This window comes from Simkania negevensis Z (assembly GCF_000237205.1).
Taxonomy (GTDB): domain Bacteria; phylum Chlamydiota; class Chlamydiia; order Chlamydiales; family Simkaniaceae; genus Simkania; species Simkania negevensis.
In genome coordinates this window covers 37,950-56,165 of the sequence record NC_015713.1, presented here as the reverse complement: position 1 = coordinate 56,165, position 18,216 = coordinate 37,950, and the positions used below count along the sequence as shown (strand labels likewise).

General features: G+C 43.1%; 14 protein-coding genes. 6 read left to right on the top strand and 8 right to left on the bottom strand.

The genetic code is table 11. From position 1 onward, the window contains the following. Positions 1-58 precede the first annotated feature (58 nt). From SNE_RS12100 to thrS, 5 genes are read right to left on the bottom strand one after another with little or no spacing between them, the layout of a single operon-like run. Positions 59-709 carry a type 11 methyltransferase gene (locus SNE_RS12100; RefSeq protein WP_013942395.1) on the bottom strand — a complete coding sequence of 217 codons (651 nt, stop codon included), beginning with the start codon at positions 707-709 and terminating at the stop codon, positions 59-61. Next, complete coding sequence (gene purB / locus SNE_RS00890; protein ID WP_013942394.1) at positions 709-2,130, bottom strand: adenylosuccinate lyase; 1,422 nt, start codon at positions 2,128-2,130, stop codon at positions 709-711. The genes SNE_RS12100 and purB overlap by 1 nt, the downstream gene beginning before the upstream one ends. After that, on the bottom strand, positions 2,130-2,858 hold the full coding sequence (locus SNE_RS00885) for a CT583 family protein (RefSeq protein ID WP_041418659.1): 729 nt from the start codon (positions 2,856-2,858) through the stop codon (positions 2,130-2,132). The genes purB and SNE_RS00885 overlap by 1 nt, the downstream gene beginning before the upstream one ends. Beyond that, complete coding sequence (locus SNE_RS00880) at positions 2,834-3,634, bottom strand: ParA family protein (RefSeq protein WP_013942392.1); 801 nt, start codon at positions 3,632-3,634, stop codon at positions 2,834-2,836. Before SNE_RS00880 ends, SNE_RS00885 begins: the two co-directional genes overlap by 25 nt. Beyond that, positions 3,631-5,556 (bottom strand): threonine--tRNA ligase, encoded by a 1,926-nt coding sequence (gene thrS, locus SNE_RS00875; RefSeq protein ID WP_013942391.1) that lies wholly within the window; start codon positions 5,554-5,556, stop codon positions 3,631-3,633. The genes SNE_RS00880 and thrS overlap by 4 nt, the downstream gene beginning before the upstream one ends. A gap of 37 nt (positions 5,557-5,593) precedes the next feature. On the opposite strand from thrS, the gene SNE_RS00870 reads away from it, so the two are divergent. Then, positions 5,594-8,131: a hypothetical protein gene (locus SNE_RS00870; protein WP_041418657.1), complete on the top strand. Its 2,538-nt coding sequence runs from the start codon at positions 5,594-5,596 to the stop codon at positions 8,129-8,131. 85 nt (positions 8,132-8,216) lie between these two features. Continuing rightward, on the top strand, positions 8,217-8,960 hold the full coding sequence (locus tag SNE_RS00865) for a hypothetical protein (protein ID WP_013942389.1): 744 nt from the start codon (positions 8,217-8,219) through the stop codon (positions 8,958-8,960). Here SNE_RS00865 and SNE_RS00860 read toward each other — a convergent pair. Then, positions 8,957-9,286: a hypothetical protein gene (locus SNE_RS00860; RefSeq protein ID WP_013942388.1), complete on the bottom strand. Its 330-nt coding sequence runs from the start codon at positions 9,284-9,286 to the stop codon at positions 8,957-8,959. The two genes, SNE_RS00865 and SNE_RS00860, sit on opposite strands and share 4 nt — an antisense overlap. A gap of 71 nt (positions 9,287-9,357) precedes the next feature. Between SNE_RS00860 and SNE_RS00855 the strand changes: the two genes are divergently transcribed. From SNE_RS00855 to SNE_RS00840, 4 genes are all read left to right on the top strand, one after another. Beyond that, positions 9,358-10,140, top strand: a complete 783-nt coding sequence (locus SNE_RS00855; protein WP_041418656.1) for a hypothetical protein — start codon at positions 9,358-9,360, stop codon at positions 10,138-10,140. A gap of 39 nt (positions 10,141-10,179) precedes the next feature. After that, positions 10,180-10,959 carry a major outer membrane protein gene (locus SNE_RS00850; protein ID WP_013942386.1) on the top strand — a complete coding sequence of 260 codons (780 nt, stop codon included), beginning with the start codon at positions 10,180-10,182 and terminating at the stop codon, positions 10,957-10,959. 14 nt (positions 10,960-10,973) lie between these two features. Continuing rightward, positions 10,974-11,918 (top strand): patatin-like phospholipase family protein, encoded by a 945-nt coding sequence (locus SNE_RS00845; RefSeq protein ID WP_013942385.1) that lies wholly within the window; start codon positions 10,974-10,976, stop codon positions 11,916-11,918. 69 nt (positions 11,919-11,987) lie between these two features. After that, positions 11,988-13,235, top strand: a complete 1,248-nt coding sequence (locus tag SNE_RS00840) for a hypothetical protein (RefSeq protein ID WP_013942384.1) — start codon at positions 11,988-11,990, stop codon at positions 13,233-13,235. Positions 13,236-13,352: 117 nt separating this feature from the next. On the opposite strand, the gene SNE_RS00835 is transcribed toward SNE_RS00840, so the two are convergent. Both SNE_RS00835 and SNE_RS00830 read right to left on the bottom strand, forming a co-directional pair. Continuing rightward, the gene (locus tag SNE_RS00835; RefSeq protein WP_013942383.1) at positions 13,353-16,364 is read right to left on the bottom strand and encodes a hypothetical protein; all 3,012 of its coding nucleotides are present in this window, start codon (positions 16,362-16,364) and stop codon (positions 13,353-13,355) included. A gap of 140 nt (positions 16,365-16,504) precedes the next feature. Continuing rightward, positions 16,505-18,193 (bottom strand): hypothetical protein, encoded by a 1,689-nt coding sequence (locus tag SNE_RS00830; protein ID WP_013942382.1) that lies wholly within the window; start codon positions 18,191-18,193, stop codon positions 16,505-16,507. Positions 18,194-18,216: the final 23 nt, after the last annotated feature.

The following is an 18,216-nucleotide window of genomic DNA, read 5'->3' as shown; positions in this document are numbered from 1 at the left end:
GCATTAAAAATTAAAAACTAAATGATTACCAAGATATGTCACATGGGTTTAAAAAAAATTATGAGGAGAACTTATGGCGAGACTCTTGAGAAAACATCCCATTTTCCCAAAATGGAACGACTTCATTGTTCACTTCTTTTTTAAAAAGTCGGGAGGCCTGATAGTGCAGGATCACAGCCTCTTCTATGGAGGTGAGCTGCTTATCGTAGATGGTTGCGTAGGTATCTGGGAGGGGAAAAAGGTCGACGTTAGATCCCAATAGGGCTTGCTTGATTGAGACTTGATCCCAAACCTCATTCTTTTCTTCCCGAAGCATCCTTTCACTTTCTTCTTTCCACCGTTTGAGTAACGTGCGAGCCATCTCATTATTGGAAAGGTAAATCGTTCCCGTGTAGACTTTAGACGGGTGGTCGAGCGGGAGCTCTTCGTAGGTTCGAAGGGCAATGTCGCACTGAAGTGATTCAAAGAGTGTCGGGTTTTTTAAAAAGATAGCATCAGCATCAACCCAGACAATAGGTCTTTGGTGCTCGTCTAATTTTTCTAAGAGAAACTCGGGCTTGTAGCAACAATTTTTATCCCAACTTCCCCTTGATGGAATGGGAACAATATCTGCTTGTAAATCCAACTTTTTGCACGATGCAATGAGATTTTGCACTTCCACTTCATAACCTGTTCCTGCAGTGTAGTAGCTGACAATGAGCGGGTTCATTAGACTCCAAGTGTTGGGGGTTTTAGAGAGAGGTTTTGCTCTAAAAGAGGCTGCACTTCAAGCTTTAAAAATTCAATCACTTGTTGTTTTGAGCGGCCTGTGAGTCCTTCTGCTTTGAAAAGAGAAGCAAGTTCAGTTTCGGAGAGGCCAATTTCCGAGTCAGCAGTCATTCGTGCGAGTAAGTCGGAAGGTCTGCCATGTTCCCGTTTGTGTTTGCCAGCTTCAAAGGCATGTTGGCGCAGTTTTTCATGGACCACTCCTCGATCTTTTCCTTTGAGAACAGCTGCAGCAAGGACATGTTCCATCGCAAGGTAAGGGAGGTGCTCCTGTAAGTGAGCGGTCATCATGCTTGGAAAAATCTTGAGTCCTTCAATGAGATTCCCCATTAAGTTCAGCAGACTATCAGCAGCTAGAAAGGCTTCAGGAATGGCGATCCGTCTATTTGCTGAGTCGTCGAGTGAGCGCTCAAGCCACTGTAAGGAGGCCGTGTAAGCTGGGTTATTCCACAAACTGAGCACAAAGCGAGCTAGAGCGCAAGCGCGCTCAGCCATGATGGGATTCCGTTTGTACGGCATCGCAGAGGAACCGACTTGGGACTCGCCAAAAGGCTCTTCAAATTCATTGAGATGCGAGAGAAGACGTAAGTCAGTGGCGCATTTGTGAACACTGGATGCAAGAGAAGCTAGCACGTTTAAGATGCGTAGCTCTTGTTTGCGCGGAAACGTTTGTCCACTGACATAGTAGGCTTTTTGAAAACCCATTTTCTTTGTGACTTTTTCATCGAGTTCCACGACTTTCTCTTGGTCATTTTCGAATAGGGCCATATACGACACTTGTGAACCTGTGGCTCCTTTCACCCCAAGAAATGGAAAAGTTCCCATGAGGTGGAAAAGATCATAAAAATCGGTGACAAAGTCTTGGAGCCATAGCGCGACCCGTTTACCAACGGTTGTGGGTTGCGCTGGTTGAAAATGAGTGAACCCCAAACAAGGTGTGTCGACGTTTTTTAAAGCGAGGTGATTGAGTTTTTCAATGACGTAAATGAGTTTTCCTTTGAGCAGCTCAAGCCCTTCTTTCATTTGAATAAGATCGCCGTTGTCCATGACATAGGCTGAAGTGGCCCCGATGTGGAGAATCCCTTTTGCGTTTGGGCAAACAGCCCCATAGGCGCGGATATGGGCCATCACTTCATGGCGAGACTCTGTTTCAAAGATCCGTACTGCGTCGAAATCAATCTTGGAGATATTTTTTTTGAGCTCTGCGATTTGCTCGTCGGTGATCTTTAACCCCAGTTCTTTTTGCGCTTCAGCAAGTGCAATCCAAAGTTTGCGCCATGTTTCATATTTATGCTGAGGCGAAAAGATGATTTTCATCTCCGAACTGGCATAACGAACTGTCAAAGGAGATTGGTATTCGTTCATTAAAGTGAGTTTTGAATTTCATCTAAAATCTTTTGGATCTCTTCACGCTCTTGCGAAGAAGGGTGAAAGAGATTGTCTTGCACTGTTTTCAGTGCTTTTTTTAGCAAATCGGTTGCAGATTTTACTTTGTTGGAGTTTCGCTTGTCTTTTGGAGGAAGTGGAAAAGATTCGCGTAATCTTTCTAAAAGTTCGCTTTTCGTTTCTCCTTGGTATTTTTCAATGAAGGCCATCTTTTCTTCTTGGGGAATAGAGCGGCTTGACAAGCTGTAAATTGCTTGGCGTGGCATTTCATCGATGATGGAGCGTGTTTGCTGTGGCATGGTAGAATAGAGTTCGTAGTATTGCAAAAAGTTGTAAGGAGTTTGCCGGTTCCCATAGGTTTTGAGGAGCCATGCACTAAATGCTCCATCTTGGTACTTTTTGAAGAGTTCTTGTGCTCGCTTGATCCGTTCTCCGTGCAAGATGACAGCTTGATTGCTAATTGCTTTTACTTCAGACGTGATGGCTTTGAGTTTTTTTAAATCTTCTGCAACGTTTGTTTCGTCAGTTTTATATTTCGTGAGAAGTGTTTCAAGAGTTGCTATTTCCGATTCGCTCATGGGGGAAATTTGAAAAACTCCAGCGAAACTCGAGAGAGTTCCCGCTTGTGAACGTTCAACAAGTTCGTTCATCTTGTCTTTTTTTTGAGTTTTGAAACGCCCCATTAAGAGGGAGTTGAACTTAGACATGTAGACTCCGCTTTTGTTTCGCCTGGTATGAGTGCTAGCACTTCATTTGTCAAATCTGTAAAGTCTTCGGCAGCCCGGCTACTTGGACGCATCTCAAAAACCGGTTTCCCGTGAATTGCAGCCTCAGAAACAGCGATATCTCTTCTAATTTTTGTCTGCAACAGTTTTTCAGGAAACGTTTCATTCACGACGCTGATAAATCCATCGTTACTTTTTCCACGTGGATTCCAAAACGATAAAACAACACCAAGAAGATCAAACGGATGACGCTCTGAAATGTAATGCATGAAATACGAGAGGCGTTGCAATCCTTTAATGCTGTAAAATTCTGGTGTGGCGCAAACAAGCGCATGCGTTGCAGCAATGAGCGCTGATTCGGTAAGCCAACAAAGAGAGGGTGGTGTGTCGATAAGTACGTAGTCATAGTTGACATTTTCTAGGATTTTCTTCAGTTTTTCATGTGAATACCGGTCAGATGCTAAGTTACCTGTTACTTCAATCCGTTCGAGCCAAGTGTCGGCAGGAATCAGATCGAGGTTTTTGATCGGTGATTCAATGATGACTTCTGAAACTTCCTTTTTATCTTGCAAAACAGAAGCTAAACTATCGTGATTGTCTGGATCAAAGCCCAGCCCTGCTGTTAAGTTAGCTTGTGCGTCAAAGTCAATCATCAGAACACGTTTCCCATGCTTTATAGCTAGAGCGGCTCCGAGATTGAGTGTGATGGAGGTTTTCGCGGTTCCTCCTTTAAAACTGCAGACGCTAATGACGTTCATTTGCCTTCCTGGTAAGGTGATGTTAGACGTCTCTCTTTATATTCGCTTTCGATGTTTTTTAGAAAGTCGTCAAGTTGGATTTCACCGTGGACCACATTGTCTCGTGTTCTAAGTGCTACAGTTTTATTGGCAACTTCATGGTCGCCAACAGTCAACATGTAATTGATTTGATGAATTTGCGCATTGCGCACTTTTTTTCCAACAGATTCATGCGAATCGTCGACATCACACGAAAAGCCTTTTTCTCGTATTTTAGCTGCGACTTCATGTGCATAGGGTGCATGTGTGTCTGTAACGGGAATGAGACGAATGGGCAGAGGGCTCATCCATAAGGGAAATTTTCCGGCAAAGTGTTCAATTAAGATTCCTAAGAACCGCTCAATCGAACCAAAAATAGCGCGGTGAATCATGATTGGTCGCTTGAGTGAGCCGTCGGCATCTTTGTATTCTAAATCGAAACGCTCAGGAAGCGCCATGTCGAGCTGAATCGTTCCACATTGCCAAGCGCGTCCCAAGGCATCGTGTACATGGAGATCGATTTTGGGACCGTAAAAAGCGCCATCCCCTTCATTGATTTTGTAAGGAACTGCCGCGGCATCGAGCGCTTTTTGCAAGCCTTGCGTTGCTACTTCCCAATCTTCATCAGTTCCAATCGAACTTTCAGGTCTTGTGGAAAGTTCGAAAGTGTATTTCAACCCAAACGTTTCGTAAATCTGCTTTACAAGTTTGAGGACATTTAAGATTTCACCTTGAATTTGATCGGGTTTCATGAAGAGGTGGGCGTCGTCTTGGTGAAAACCCTGAACTCGAAATAGACCATTCAATGCGCCAGAGGGCTCATGACGATGGACATGTCCAAATTCAGCAATCCGAAGAGGAAACTCGCGGTAGCTATGAGAATAGGTCTTATAATAGAGCATGCAGCCAGGGCAGTTCATCGGCTTGATTGCAAACTCGCGCTCTTCTGAAACTTGGGAAGTGAACATGTTTTCGCGATAGTGCTCCCAGTGCCCTGAGGTGACCCATAGCTCTTTTGTGAGAAGCTGTGGGGTTTTGATGATTTGGTACCCTTCTTTTAAATGGATGTCGCGCCAAAATGTGACGAGGCTATCCCAAATGGCCATCCCATTCGGATGAAAAAATGGCATTGCAGGAGCTTCTTCTTTAAACGAAAAGAGATCGAGTTTAGCTCCAATAATGCGGTGGTCCCGTTTCTTAGCCTCTTCAAGCATGAAGAGGTACTGTTTGAGTTCTTCTCGATCGGGAAAAGAAATGCCATAAATACGAGTCAGCATTTCATTGTCGCTTTTGCCGCGCCAGTAAGCTCCAGATGTTTTAAGAACTTTAAATGCTTTAATTTTACCTAAATTGGGCAAATGGGGTCCGCGACAAAGATCGAAAAAGTCTCCTTGCCGATAAGCAGTGATCGGACTCCCTTCTTCGAATCCTTCGATCAGCTCTTTCTTGTAAGGATTGCTGCCAAATTCTTTGAGTGCTTCAGCTTTATCTTTGAACCGGTGCAGTTCTGGCTTCAAATTTTCTGAGAGAATTTTTTTAATTTCCGTTTCGATATTTTTGAAATCTTCATCGGATATTTGCAAATTGGCAAAGTCGTAATAAAAACCGTTTTCAATGGGTGGTCCAATGGTTGGCTGTGCGTTAGGCCAAAGACGCAAAACTGCTTGAGCAAGAACGTGCGCAGAGGTGTGCCAGAACACTTCTTTTCCTTTAGGATCGTCGAAGTGCCAGAGCTTGACTTCATCGCCCTCTTTAAGAGGATGAGAGAGGTCGGTTGTAGTTCCGTTGATCTCAATGGCGATAGATTGGTTAGGCTCACGCAGATTTAGTTTTTCTGCAAGGTCCTTTCCAGTAGCTCCATCCGGAAGATCGATTTCATCTTTTTCGTATTTGACTTTTGGCATAGAATTCATTCTACAGGAGATGGTAAAAAAGGAAAAGATGAACGTGGAAGAAGAAGAAAAGATTGCTAAAGCCCTAGCTGAAACAGACATTCAGGAACCTTTTTTGTTCCGCAGTTTGGCGCGTGCCCGGATGCTGGCAAATCTTTTCATCGACGAGCAAGGAATTCTCTTAAAAAAGAAACTGCCCTCATTTTTCTCGGGAATTCAAGGGGAAAATGATAAAGAAGTGATTGAGCATTTTCATAAAGTGGTAGCGGCTCTTCACAGCAGTAAAGATCTTCTCAATTTATTTAACCGGTTCAAAATGCCGGTTGCTAACCGGTATATTGAAACGCTTGTTCTCTATTCTCTTGGCCTTCCTCTTAAAACGAAAGTGACGAATCGGGAGCTCCGTCAAGCTGTCTTCACCGCGCTTCTCACACCTTTGCGGCAAAATGTGGGCTCTTGCTTTGCAACAGCTCCAGGAATCATTATCCAGTCGGAACAAATGGAGCGCCTTTTGCTCGATCTTTACGATCTCGTTATGACTTGCAGCTTATCGCGCACTTTTGGTGGTGTGCAGCATGCAGTTCCCATAAGCCCCAGTTGGGGAATGGGAGATCTCAAAAAGCCTATTTCATCATCCAAAATTCTCGAGATGCCCTCCATACAAGCGGCCTTTGATGCTGCTGGAGTTCCCCTTTCAAAAGTCAAACTACCCTCTAAGCTTGTCTCTGTCGACACGTTTATTCATGACAACATCCGGAGAGAACATGGGCAAAATGACCAAGCGAAGGCTTTAGAAAAAGAAGCAAAAGAAACATTCAAGTCCTATACCGATCACGCCCTTCTAAAAGCGTGGGAGTACACGCTTGCCTCTTTTTCCGATTACAAAGTTGAGTTTTTCCGGTGGAACCTTTACGCCAGCTTGGGATTTGACCAAAACGAAGAAGGAGGGATTGGGCATCTCCTCTATCAGGCTCTTCAGCAAAAACTCAATGGTGCCAATACGAAAACCGAAGAGCTCCACCAGGACTATGCTCGCGCGATTGATGAAGTCCGTATGACCCAAGCCTTACTAAGGCAAGCCTCTTCAAGGGAGCGCGTCCGACAACTCAAAGCTGAACTTGAAGTCCGTCTTCACCATGCTCAAGGGTGCAAAGACATGCGAGATGATTCAAGTAAACGCGCTGAACACCTCGCTCAATTTTTTAAGTTCTTACTCGAGCAGTATGCCGAGAGATTTCCTGAATACTTCCAAGAGATTTACGATGCTGAAATGTACGATATCCAAACAGATCTCTATGACGATGCTCCAGCCGGCTTTCGTTTGCTTTACAAACATGGAAGACGGGACCCTCTAGCGTGGACTCTGATTCATAGCGAAAAAGAGTACCTTCAAGCTCTCAACCACTTTTTTATCGCCACCGAACCACAAATTGCTGCCGCATCTGAATGGGAAGAAGGGGAAAAAGAGCTCCAAGAACTGACAACGCTCCTCATTCACCACCTCAATACAGATGAATTTCTTTCCTCCGCGATTGAGCGGATGGGCAAGGCCCATAAAACCAAACAGTCTAAAGTCCTCATTGAAAACATTTCTCAAGTCGAAAAGAAACCGTGGAGCTACACTTCAGGGGGAACGATGCATACCTTACTCCGCTGTTACTATTGCTTGGAAAAAGACCTTTCAGAAGAAAGTCGCCCCATTGAAAACCCAATGGATCTACTGATCTTCTTGCTCGATCTCCTCAAAGGATTACCCTATAGCGCAACCAAAGCCTTTGAAGACAATCCAAGCAAAGGGATGCTGATGTATTCTCCCACTCATGCCTTTGTATTGCGCCCCGGGCTATCCCCTTTTAAGGAAGGTTGGCTTGACAAAGGGTTTAGTTACACCTGGGCACGGGACAATGTTCTCCTTCCCGGAGAAGAATTTTATGAAGTCATCCGTCTTGATCAAGACACGCAAGAATTTTTAGCAGAAGAGTTCATTCAAAAGCATTTTCCTCATAGCAGTCACGAACTCGGGCGTCAATTTACACCTCAAGCTGAAACACTCCACCTTAAAAGTTTTCGAACCCATCTCTTCAATTTTTTAAGTCCTCACCTCACCGAACCAATGGCTCTTGCCGACCGTCTTGATGGTTATTTGCGCACAGCTTTTCCCCTCATTCGTCCTCCAGAACTTGAAAAACTCCTCCTCGATTTCCCCTCTAAAATCCAAAAACGATTTGCCGTTGAGCATCGCATTCTCTATACCTCTTCAGGAGCCTTCGATCATCTCTTTGAACTCATTGGGAATTTTGACGATTTAGAAGAAGCGTTTACAAAACATCACCTCCTCCCTCCTAAACCACTCCTTTTTGCCGACACTAATTGGTCCCGCTTTTACTTTGGGTTTGGGTACAACCCAGGTCTTGGCATTCTTGACCTTTGGCGACTGGATGCCCGTTGTCGCGAGGGGTATCCTCTTTCCATCTGGCGTCCTCTACTCGATGGGACTCTTCCAAAACCTTGGGGAGTTCTCACCTCTCCCTCAGAATATAGTGGAGCCGCACTTCCTGATTTTACTCTCTTAAAAAATAAAGTTTAAATTTGTGTGAATTTTAATTTTATTTTTTGATTTATATTTAACATTTTTGTATTGTTTGTTTGGTTAAAATGGGGTTTTTTTATTTATGTCTTCTTTTGAAATTGTTACATCTGATCGGTTACGAAAAGGTGCAGAAGATCTACCTAACTTAGGAGGTGAAGAAGAGATTCCTTCAGAAGTCTTGTTTCGAGCTGAAGAAGAAATGCAGAAGTTTTTTCAAAGAGAACTTGATATTGTCAGTAATGAAAATATGCAATGGGTGATGGAACGCATTGCACCTGCCATGGCAAGACAAGAAATGAAAACTATGGGAGTAGATATAAATCAAGTTGAAAAGTTTTTTGAGGAATTAGGCAATGAGGTGAAAGAAAAAATTGCTGCTCTTGAAGAGATTAACTTCTCAAGAGGGCATGAAAGGGAGGAGCGAACCTTTCCTACAACTGAAGAAATAGCGCCAATGACTTCCTGGCTAAAAAATCTAGCGGGACTTTACGATCAATACAAAAAAGTTCCAAATTTTAAGAAAGATTTTCAACTCTTGTTTAGTCCTTATATCGAGGCCTTGCTTCTTCGTGTGAAGAATCAAGCTTTGCTATCGCGCAATGCACAGCTTCAGATGTTGCTCTTAAACAAAGATAAGATGGATAAAATGGACTTTGAAGGTCAAAAATCGCTCGTTGAAACCCATATTGAGGCTTTGCAGACAAAGCATCAGCAACCCTTACTTGAGTTTCGAGATCTCTTGAACCTTTCGCAACTTCCATGGTTAAAAAGAAAGCCCACAATGGATGAGCAAAAGGCTTTCCAGTTTCTTGCTTGGTTCGTCTAGAACACCACGGTTGAGCTGTGGATCAAAGAGGTTAAAGAGAAAACTTTTTGGCAAATACAGCTCTGAGTGTCTTTCATAAAACCGAGGGCACAAAATTTCCAACCATCTAAGTTTTCTTCGGGGTAAGGAATCACAACGTTTAGTGTTCCCCCAGAATAAGGGATAATCAAAGTACTGTTGATTTCAGTTCTACCTTCATTGCTTTTAAAAACACTGCAATGAAATGCGTCAGGTGTTACTTGGCTGGGTTGAAGAGTGATTGATAGGCAGCGCTCGCTGATTTCACACATAGTTGATTCCTTTTCAATTGGTTGAAGGGTTGACATTCTTGTCATTTTTAATTTTTAATTCAACTCTTTCTTGATCAAATCGCTGAGATTTCCAATACTTAGCGGTTATGCTAAGAAGACTTATTTGTTTTATTTTGCTTTCGTCCCCTCTGTGCGCTCTTTACAATGGTAACCCCTCTTTCCCCGATATGCCAGAGCGAGGGTTATGGGCCACTGGAGATGACTGGTGGGGAATCAAAGTCGGTTACGAGCTTGATGGAACCTTTTCCAAGCGAATCAAAATCAAAAAGCGGAAGTCTAGTATCAAAGATCTTTTCGATCAGTATCAATCATTGAAGCAGTTTGGAGTGTTAACCTTTAACATTATTGATCGGTTTGAAGTGTATGGTTTACTTGGTGCGATGAAAATTGACATGGCTCAACGGCCAGTTCGAAATATCCGAGTCGAATATGAAACAGATAGTCAACTCATTTGGGGAGTTGGTGGACGGGTCGTTTTAGTTTATTGGGAAGAAGTGATCATGGGCATTAACGCCCGTTATAATGCGTCTCATCTTAAAATAGACCGTCTCATCGTCAATGGCATTCCTCAAAATCCGAAGAGTGCAAACATGCATTACCATGAGTGGCAAGTTGGAGGAAGTTTTTCACGTGAAATTGGAAACATGATTCCTTACATAGGCTTGGCTTATGCTTCACAACACAGCTATTTGCGCAGCATTCCAAACACATCAGTTTATTCTTTTCGCGATGAAAAAATTAAAAACCGCAATCCATTTGTCCTCCTTTTTGGGTTAGGCATGACGAGCGGTCAAGCGGTCAATTTCAACATAGAAACCCGACTAATTGGGGAAATGGCTTTAACAGGTTCTGCGGATCTTCGTTTTTGACGTTGCAAAATCAGTTGCATTTTCTTAAAATCCACAAGTATGAAAAAACTTTTATTTATTTGGTTTTTTTTACTCACCCCGACGCTTTTTGCATTGTATAACGGCAATCCAAGTGCTCCTGCACTCATTGAAGAAGGGTTTTTCTTCTCCAAAGAAAACTATTTGAGTGTGAAAGCAGGTTATCAACGCGATTGGGATTTTGATCGGGATATGAAAGCTGTGAGCAAGTTTTCGGGGCGGATGAATGAGTTTTCTTACATTGCCGATCAAGGGGTGTTGACATTCAACTTAATCAATCGTATCGAGCTTTACGGCTCTGCTGGAGCCGCACGCTTTACGGTCGCGCATATTCCGCTGCCGGGTGTGCGCAATGAGTATGAAACTCACAACCAGTTTGCCTGGGGTGTTGGCCTGAGAGGAATCATCTATAGTTGGGGTAACCTTTCTCTTGGAGCAGATTTCAAATATGGGCGTGCACAACCGACTTTGCGTTGGATGACGACAAACGGCGTACCTGTTCAGCCTCGTCCTGGTTCAAAATTAAACTTCCATGAGTGGCAGTTTGGTGCAGGAGCCTCTTACGAAGTAGGAATCTTTTTTCCCTATCTCGCCGTTAGGTATTCGAATGCCACTAGCCGCATTAAGCATTTACCTACCGGTTTTTTGCCTGAAACGCGCCACTTTAATATGAAGAATCGGCGCAAGTTTGGGCTTGCTCTTGGTTGCTCACTCTCTAACTTCAATCGGTTTTCTGCCACAGTAGAAGCTCGGCTCATCGATGAGCAAGCTCTAACTCTTGCCGGCGAAGTGAAGTTCTAGTATAATCTCCGCATATGAAAAAGCTGCTACTCGGCATAGGCCTCCTACTAGCCGTTTTTACCTTGTCTGCTTGTCATCGTCATACATTGGCTAGAGGCGAACTCGAGCCGATTCCTTCGTTCGATCCTCCTGAAGCACCTCCCAAAATCGCATTAGTTTTAGGTGGAGGTGGCTCCAAAGGATTAGCTCATGTTGGTGTGATTCGGGAGCTTGAAGAAGCAGGAATTCATCCTGACTTAATTGTAGGATGCAGCGCAGGAGCTTTAATTGGCGCACTTTACGCTGATGACCCTGATATCGACCGCTTAGAAGAGCTTCTTCTCAATCTGAAAAGGAAAGATCTGCTCGATTTTTCTTTGTTTTCTTCTCGTTTTGGAGTGGTGAAAGGAAATTCTCTCAAGGCTTTTTTACAAGAAAATCTCCATGCACATTCTTTTGATGGGCTCAAGATCCCCCTAGTTGTTGTTGCGACCGATTTGCATACTGGAGAGCTTCTCGAGCTAGGAGCAGGACCCCTTGTTCCTGCACTTTGCGCTTCTTCAGCAGTTCCTGGAGTTTTCAAACCTGTTTCCTATCTTGGCCGATTTTTGGTCGATGGAGGAGCCATAGATCCGGTTCCTGTTCGTGTTGCGAAGAAGTATGGTGCTCAAGTAATCATTGCCGTCGATGTCGGAGAAAGGCTCAGCGACACCGAAATCGTCCATTTCTTTGGGATTGTAAAGCGGGGGTTAGAGATCTCCTACCGCCAATTGTCTAAAGAAGCAGCCCGAGAAGCGGACATTCTTCTTCAGATGAATTTCCAAGGTTTTGGAATGTTCAGTGATGAGCAGAATCTAGAAATTTACGAGCAAGGACGAGCTAAAGCGCGAGAATTGCTCCCACGCATAGAGCAAATCATTTCCGAGCGGGTCACAGATTACACCGAAGACCATGCTCCTCGTTGGCTATTGTTTAAGTAACATTGCTCTTTATTGTACTTTCCTATAGAATCTCCCCTCCGTCTGAATCAATGTTACCCCAATTTGCACATGAAAACTTGGAAAACACTAGCTCTAACATCACTTTTTTTGACCTTTGGGTCACTTCCCCTCCATGCTCAGGATGATGATGGCTCGCCCGGCTTAGAGCAACGGGATATCGAAGCCCTTAGGGATTGGATCAACACAAAACGTCAAGTCACCGTTAAAGAACGGGGCGGAAACCTCTCCATTAGCGGGGAAGTTCGAACCGAGCTTCAATCGACAAATGAAAAGAAAAACGGCATCAAACAGCGTGGCCATGGGGGAGCAGTCACTGGAACGGCTATGCGGGCATGGGACATTGAAGTGAACCTGATGCTGGACTATCGCACTGATCGCACGTGGGCAGCAGTAAAGATCGAGTTTGACAATGATGCCGGAACTGTTAGTGGGACGTTTAATAGGCTGTCGCTCGAGCGTGCCTTTTTTGGAGGGCGCATTGTTAATGCTGATCTTTACACCATGGATCTTGAATTTGGACGTCGCTTATTAAACTATACTTTCGATTCAAAGATTCAATTCGGATCGTTCATGGATGGAATTCTCTTTAAATACGATCATGCCTTGCAATCGATCGGAGACTTATACTTTCATGGGGGCCCATTTCTCGTAAATGACTGGATTGATCAATATGCCTATGTCGGAGAACTTGGGTTGCTTAATATCGGTGGAACAGGCCTCTATTCAAAGCTCTCCTTTATTGACTGGGATACGAAGAAAACAGCGGATCGTTTGCGCAATTTGGCGTTTGATTTTCGCAATCTTCAACTCACCCTAGGTTATAAATTTGTTCCCGACTGGCTCTGGAAAAAAATCACGACAGTTTATGCTGCAGGTCTTTTCAATACGGCAGCTCGTCCCCATGAAATGACAGACAACATGAAGCAAGCCTTTGCTTGGTATGTCGGTTTCTCGATTGGGGAGTTGCGTAAACAGTGGGATTGGTCGCTTGATATCAACTATCAGTGGGTCCAAGCTCAAGCGATTCCAGATTTTGACGGTTCAGGAATCGGTCGAGGCAATGCGGCAAAGGTAGGTCTTTATTCGAGACGCTCTAAAGGAGAAGGAGACGCGACCACTGTTAAGACAGCTGTCGGCGCTGGGAACTATAAAGGGCTTTCTGTCGAGCTGCTTTACAATCTAACCAATAACATTACAGTGTACCAAGCTTGGCGTCAGTCGGTGAATTACACGACCGCGATTGGTCCAGCCTTTTCATATAAGCAATACGAAATCGAGCTTATTTACGCATTCTAATGCCGCAGAGTACAAACTTCGCCCTATTTGCATGTAGAACGAAATAGATCCAATCAAAAAAAAGCGGAAGTGTACACTTCCGCTTTTGAGCTTTAAGGTTAAAACCCTTGTTATCGGTTAACCATTAGGTTTTTGTTTCTTTTTACTAGTCTTAGGAACTTCAGGACTTGGAGATCCTGCGCTACCATCCTTAGTATGAGTATAAGGAGAAAGAGTTACTCCATCAGTCGTGAAAACTTTTTCGCAAGGTTCTGTTTCAGTCCCAACACAGATGCGACCCTCTTGGTTGATGCTGACAACATCACCTTTAGCGAAAGTGTGACCACCATGAGAGTTTCCAAGAGAGATTGTGAACTCTTTACTGTCATGAGAAACTTTAACTAAGACATTGTCATCTAAAGTGACAGGAGAGCCGCTTGTTAAAGAAACGGTTGTCATAGCAGGTGGCGGAGTGTAAGGAGTAAGAGTTGCCCCATCAGTCGTGAAAACTTTTTCGCAAGGTTGATCTTTAGTTCCAACACAGATGCGACCATCTTGGTTGATGCTGACAACATCGCCTTTAGCGAAAGTATAATCACCATGAGTCTCTCCAAGAGAGATTGTGAACTCTTTACTGTCATGAGAAACTTTAACTAAGACATTGTCATCTAAAGTGACAGGAGAGTCACTTGTTAAAGAAGCGGTTGTCACAACAGGTGGTGGAGTATAAGGAGAAAGAGTTATTCCATCAGTCGTGAAAACTTTTCCACAAAGTTCTGTTTCAGTCCCAACACAGATACGACCATCTTGGTTGATGCTGACAACATCGCCTTTAACGAAAGTGTGATCACCATGAGTCTCTCCAAGAGAGATTGTGAACTCTTTACTGTCATGAGAAACTTTAACTAAGACATTGTCATCTAAAGTGACGGGAGAGCCACTTGTCAAAGAAACGGTTGTCACAACAGGTTGTGGAATGTAAGGAGTAAGAGTTACCCCATCAGTCGTGAAAGTTTTTACACAAGCTTCTGTTGCAGTTCCAACACAGATATGACCATCTTGGTTGATGCTGATAACATTGCCATTAGCGAAAGTGTAGTCGCCCACTGTCATTCCATCAGAGATAGTGACGTTTTGACCTTGGTGCAACACATTGATTCCTCTTTCACCTAACACGAGAGGAGTGTTTGCCAAAAGATCTGGAAACTCTTCTGTATAAGGAGTAAGAGTTACGTTATATGGAGCACTTCCTCCTACAATTGGCGTTAGCGATGTTTCACAATGCTCGCCAATGCAAAGAGTATTATGAGCTGTTAAATCAACTTTATCTCCTATCGCAAGCACGCCGTTTGGATAGTCAGAGGCATTAGCTGCTGTTAGTTTTTGCAGACCTGTATTAGGTTCAAAGCACACAACATCTTTTTCGCCAAGCGTGTGAGATTTTCCAGACTCTAATGTGACAGTGCAGTCATTATTTCCTGGGTTTGTCCCTTTAAACATGGCGCCAAGTGCTGCAATGAGTGGTGGACCAACAAAATAACAAGTTAAGCCTAAGCCAGCCAACACGGTTCCACCGATCACAATGTTTTTCATAGTTAAACTCTCTATGAATTTATCTGTGAGAGTTGGGGCAGGTTTGGGGGCAAAAGGCATCCAAAGACCTAATCTTGTGAACTTTGAAGCTAGTGCAGTTTGTACTTCTTTGTTTAAGTAAGTGATATAAGTTGCATTAGCTTGAAGTTCACTGTGAAGAGTGAGAAGTTCAGTTTCAGACATACCTAAAGCTTCTGTCTTAGTTTGAGGGTATAAAGCTCGAGTAACGAAGGTTAAACTATCAAACTTTGCATTGAGAGCTTTTTGAACTTCTATTGGCGTTGAGGTCCAATACTGGTGAGAATATTCTTTGTAGTCATTGCATAAGTGCCAGAAATAAACAGCATGACTATCTTTTAACTTACTTGCTTCGTCAGCTGTAAGAGTTAAAGGGACACGCTTGCCTAATTCCTTCACAAAACCGTTGTTCCAGGCAATTCTCTCATCTATTGAAAGAGTATCGAACTCAGCAGCATTTTGTTTGAAATATCCGAAGAACCATCCCAATAGATATTTTTCATCTTCGGCAAGATGCGCTATATCCTTAGGCGCTGTTGGTTTTTTAGAAGGTACAAGGTCAAGATTTGGAGAAGAAATTTTCAAATCTAACATGCGGTCACTGAGTGCTGTTGCTTTATCAGCGTCCACAGGGTTGGGAAATACTCTGAGATAGTAGCAAATCCAGCGAACAGTTGGTTCTTGAAGTGTTGCAAAGTCTGTAGCTTTATATCCTGCTAAATTTTTCCCAACTTGCTCTGGCATGGTGTCTTTGCTTACAACAACTCCTTCATGAAGTCCTGCCTCAAAGAAAAGAGAATTCAGATGCTTCCGTTCTGCATTAGAAAAGTCTGTTGATCCTTTTGTTCTTTCAAGAAGGAATTGCAACTCTTCTGCTTCCATTTTTTCGCCAACTTTATCTTTGAACCCTTTTAATGGGAGTTGCTCGTCCAAGCCATTTTCTTTGAAGCGCATATTCAAAATAACACGTATAGAAAGAGGAAGATCATTCCACTTGGCACTTTCTTTTTTGAAAAGATCGTAGAAATAAGCTGTTTGGTATTGAGAAATTTTGCGGGCATCTTCATTTGATGTCGGAATAGGGGCAATTGAGCTGTCTTGCATATACTTCATGAAAGAAACGAATGCTAGAGTTGTCAACTTAACAAGACCGTTGAATGCAGCAATTGAAAGCATTTGGTCAGTTGTTAACACAACACCAGTCCACTTTGAAGTTGCTTTTGTCACATGTGGCGCGGCAAAAACCATGGTAGCAAGTGTTAACGTAATGATAACCATTCGAGTAAAGTCAATTTCAGCTCCATCTCTTCCTGAGATGTATTCAGAAACACTAAGAGCTGCAGCGTTTAATGCTCCTCCTACAGCAAACTCGGTCGGCGTTAAGGATGCCGTCGGAATCCACTGAAAAACTGAGTAGTTACGAAGTTTTCCAATTGTTTCTATGCCGAGGTAGTGTCCGGCTACTGGAAGAGTTGCAAAGTTTAAAAGAGGATTCCAAAGATGTTTGCTAGAATCGTTTTTCGTATCTGGGGTGCTCATGCCTGCCTCCTGGTGTTTAGCAAAGTGAGCAGCATAAGCAAATAAAGGAATAATTTTCTCGAATAAAAAAATCTTTTGATAAAAAAAATTGTTTGGCTCTTGTAAATCAATTGCAAAACAAAGATGAAGAAATTGTTAATTTATGAATTTTGTTGCATGTCGATCACAGGGCCGTGCATCAGAATATGACAAAAAGACCAGATGGCGCCAACAGTAAGAACTGTAACAGCGGTATAAACTCCTCGAGCGAGAGTCTTCGAAGTTTGAGCCTGTTTTTCATCGAGCAATGTATTCATTGTTATTACGAAAGGTTCGATAAGCCTGAAAGGTCTTCCGTAAGAGACTCCATCTTCATTCCATCTGTACCGAGTATGTGGATCGGAAAAAGCTCTCAAATCTCCACTGGTATGCATTTTGTGAAATTCATTTGTTCCGTATTTTTGGATTGCCACGTTTCCATTTTTCTTTTTTCTCCAGAGATCTCCATTAGGCATGCGGTAATAGTCATTTCCAGATGGGTCTTTTCCGATTAATTCAGATTGAAATGGAAGCCACATTTCAAAAGCTCGTTCACAAATCGTTCTGCGCTGAGATTCAGTTAACTCGTCAAATAAAAGTGGTGATTTAGTAAACAGCATGAGCACTTGCTCGAACTCTTCGGCTGAAGTTTCTTCAATCGGACCAAAAGTATCCAACTTAGCTTTTTCGAAAGATTCGTTAAACTTGTGTTGAACTGGTAGAGAAAGGGTATGCCAAAAATATGGTTTGTTACTGAAAAGATCGTGAAAGGAATCAAGATGTTTATCTACCCATGGAAAATCGCTTTCTCTGGGAATGGGGTAATAATAGGCAATTTGACCGCTAAATAAGACATTCAAATTCATTTGTGTTTGGAGGGGAAGCTTGATCCATTTACTTGTCTGATAAGCGTAATAATTTTTGAGCCAAGGAATTAGGTATTTTTCTTCCTCAGGGAGTGGGTTATAGGAAGTGGGATGGAGGTGATCTTCAATCTGTAAGAAAAAACGGGGGTCATTTTCTGGAGGATGTAACTTGGCATTAAAGAAAGCTTGCACAAGCGCTTGAAAAGCTTTGGAATCTTGTGGTACAGGGCGGCTATTACGTAGAGCCATCCGAATCCATCGAATTTGTTCGAGAGAGAGGGTTGAAATGGTCTCTTCTGTCAGCTTAGCAGTATGGAGCATGTCAAAGTCTTCGCGTGCGGCTACGGCGATTGGAGGAGAGTTATTTTCATAAAGGAAAAGAACAATTTTTTGACGATCTTCCAAAGAGGGAATCTTTGATAAATCCATTCCACTTGCTAGGAAATCGAGTTCTTCTTTTGTGTAATCTGATCCGATCTCAGAGAACGTTTGAGATGCAATAGGTTCAAACTTCTGCTCAGAGAATCTTTTATTCAAAATGGTTTGGATATGCAGGTCTAATTTTTGGAATTTGTCTGGATGCGCTGTAAAGTGGGTGTGAAGTGGGCGAAGCTGTATATCATAGAGGTTGCGCACTTCTTCATAATCGGAAACTTCTTTCAAAAAGAGAAATCTCTCGCAAGCAATACCAATGGCTTTGAAGGTGGCAACGACGCCAAAGATCAATAATGATTGGGTGTGAGTGAGAACCGTTCCGGTCCATTGGGAGAGACATCTCGATAGGGGCGTGGCTAAAACTCCTCCCATCCCTAAGATCCCAAAGACAACCACACAAGCGCGCCAAGATTTTTCTTGAGAAGCTAGTACTTCGCCTGCTTTTAGGGAAGCGGCGCTTATCAATGTACCTAGTAAATAACTTTGCGGAGTTAAACCAGTTAAGCTCATCTTATTGCCTGTACCTAATTAAG

Coding starts and splice junctions, on each gene's coding strand:
- purB (WP_013942394.1), bottom strand. CDS start 2,130: ATGAACGAATACCAATCTCCTTTGACAGTTCGTTATGCCAGTTCGGAG.
- thrS (WP_013942391.1), bottom strand. CDS start 5,556: ATGCCAAAAGTCAAATACGAAAAAGATGAAATCGATCTTCCGGATGGA.
- SNE_RS00855 (WP_041418656.1), top strand. CDS start 9,358: ATGCTAAGAAGACTTATTTGTTTTATTTTGCTTTCGTCCCCTCTGTGC.
- SNE_RS00840 (WP_013942384.1), top strand. CDS start 11,988: ATGAAAACTTGGAAAACACTAGCTCTAACATCACTTTTTTTGACCTTT.
- SNE_RS00865 (WP_013942389.1), top strand. CDS start 8,217: ATGTCTTCTTTTGAAATTGTTACATCTGATCGGTTACGAAAAGGTGCA.
- SNE_RS00870 (WP_041418657.1), top strand. CDS start 5,594: ATGAACGTGGAAGAAGAAGAAAAGATTGCTAAAGCCCTAGCTGAAACA.
- SNE_RS00880 (WP_013942392.1), bottom strand. CDS start 3,634: ATGAACGTCATTAGCGTCTGCAGTTTTAAAGGAGGAACCGCGAAAACC.
- SNE_RS00850 (WP_013942386.1), top strand. CDS start 10,180: ATGAAAAAACTTTTATTTATTTGGTTTTTTTTACTCACCCCGACGCTT.
- SNE_RS00835 (WP_013942383.1), bottom strand. CDS start 16,364: ATGAGCACCCCAGATACGAAAAACGATTCTAGCAAACATCTTTGGAAT.
- SNE_RS00845 (WP_013942385.1), top strand. CDS start 10,974: ATGAAAAAGCTGCTACTCGGCATAGGCCTCCTACTAGCCGTTTTTACC.
- SNE_RS00860 (WP_013942388.1), bottom strand. CDS start 9,286: ATGTCAACCCTTCAACCAATTGAAAAGGAATCAACTATGTGTGAAATC.
- SNE_RS00885 (WP_041418659.1), bottom strand. CDS start 2,858: ATGTCTAAGTTCAACTCCCTCTTAATGGGGCGTTTCAAAACTCAAAAA.
- SNE_RS12100 (WP_013942395.1), bottom strand. CDS start 709: ATGAACCCGCTCATTGTCAGCTACTACACTGCAGGAACAGGTTATGAA.
- SNE_RS00830 (WP_013942382.1), bottom strand. CDS start 18,193: ATGAGCTTAACTGGTTTAACTCCGCAAAGTTATTTACTAGGTACATTG.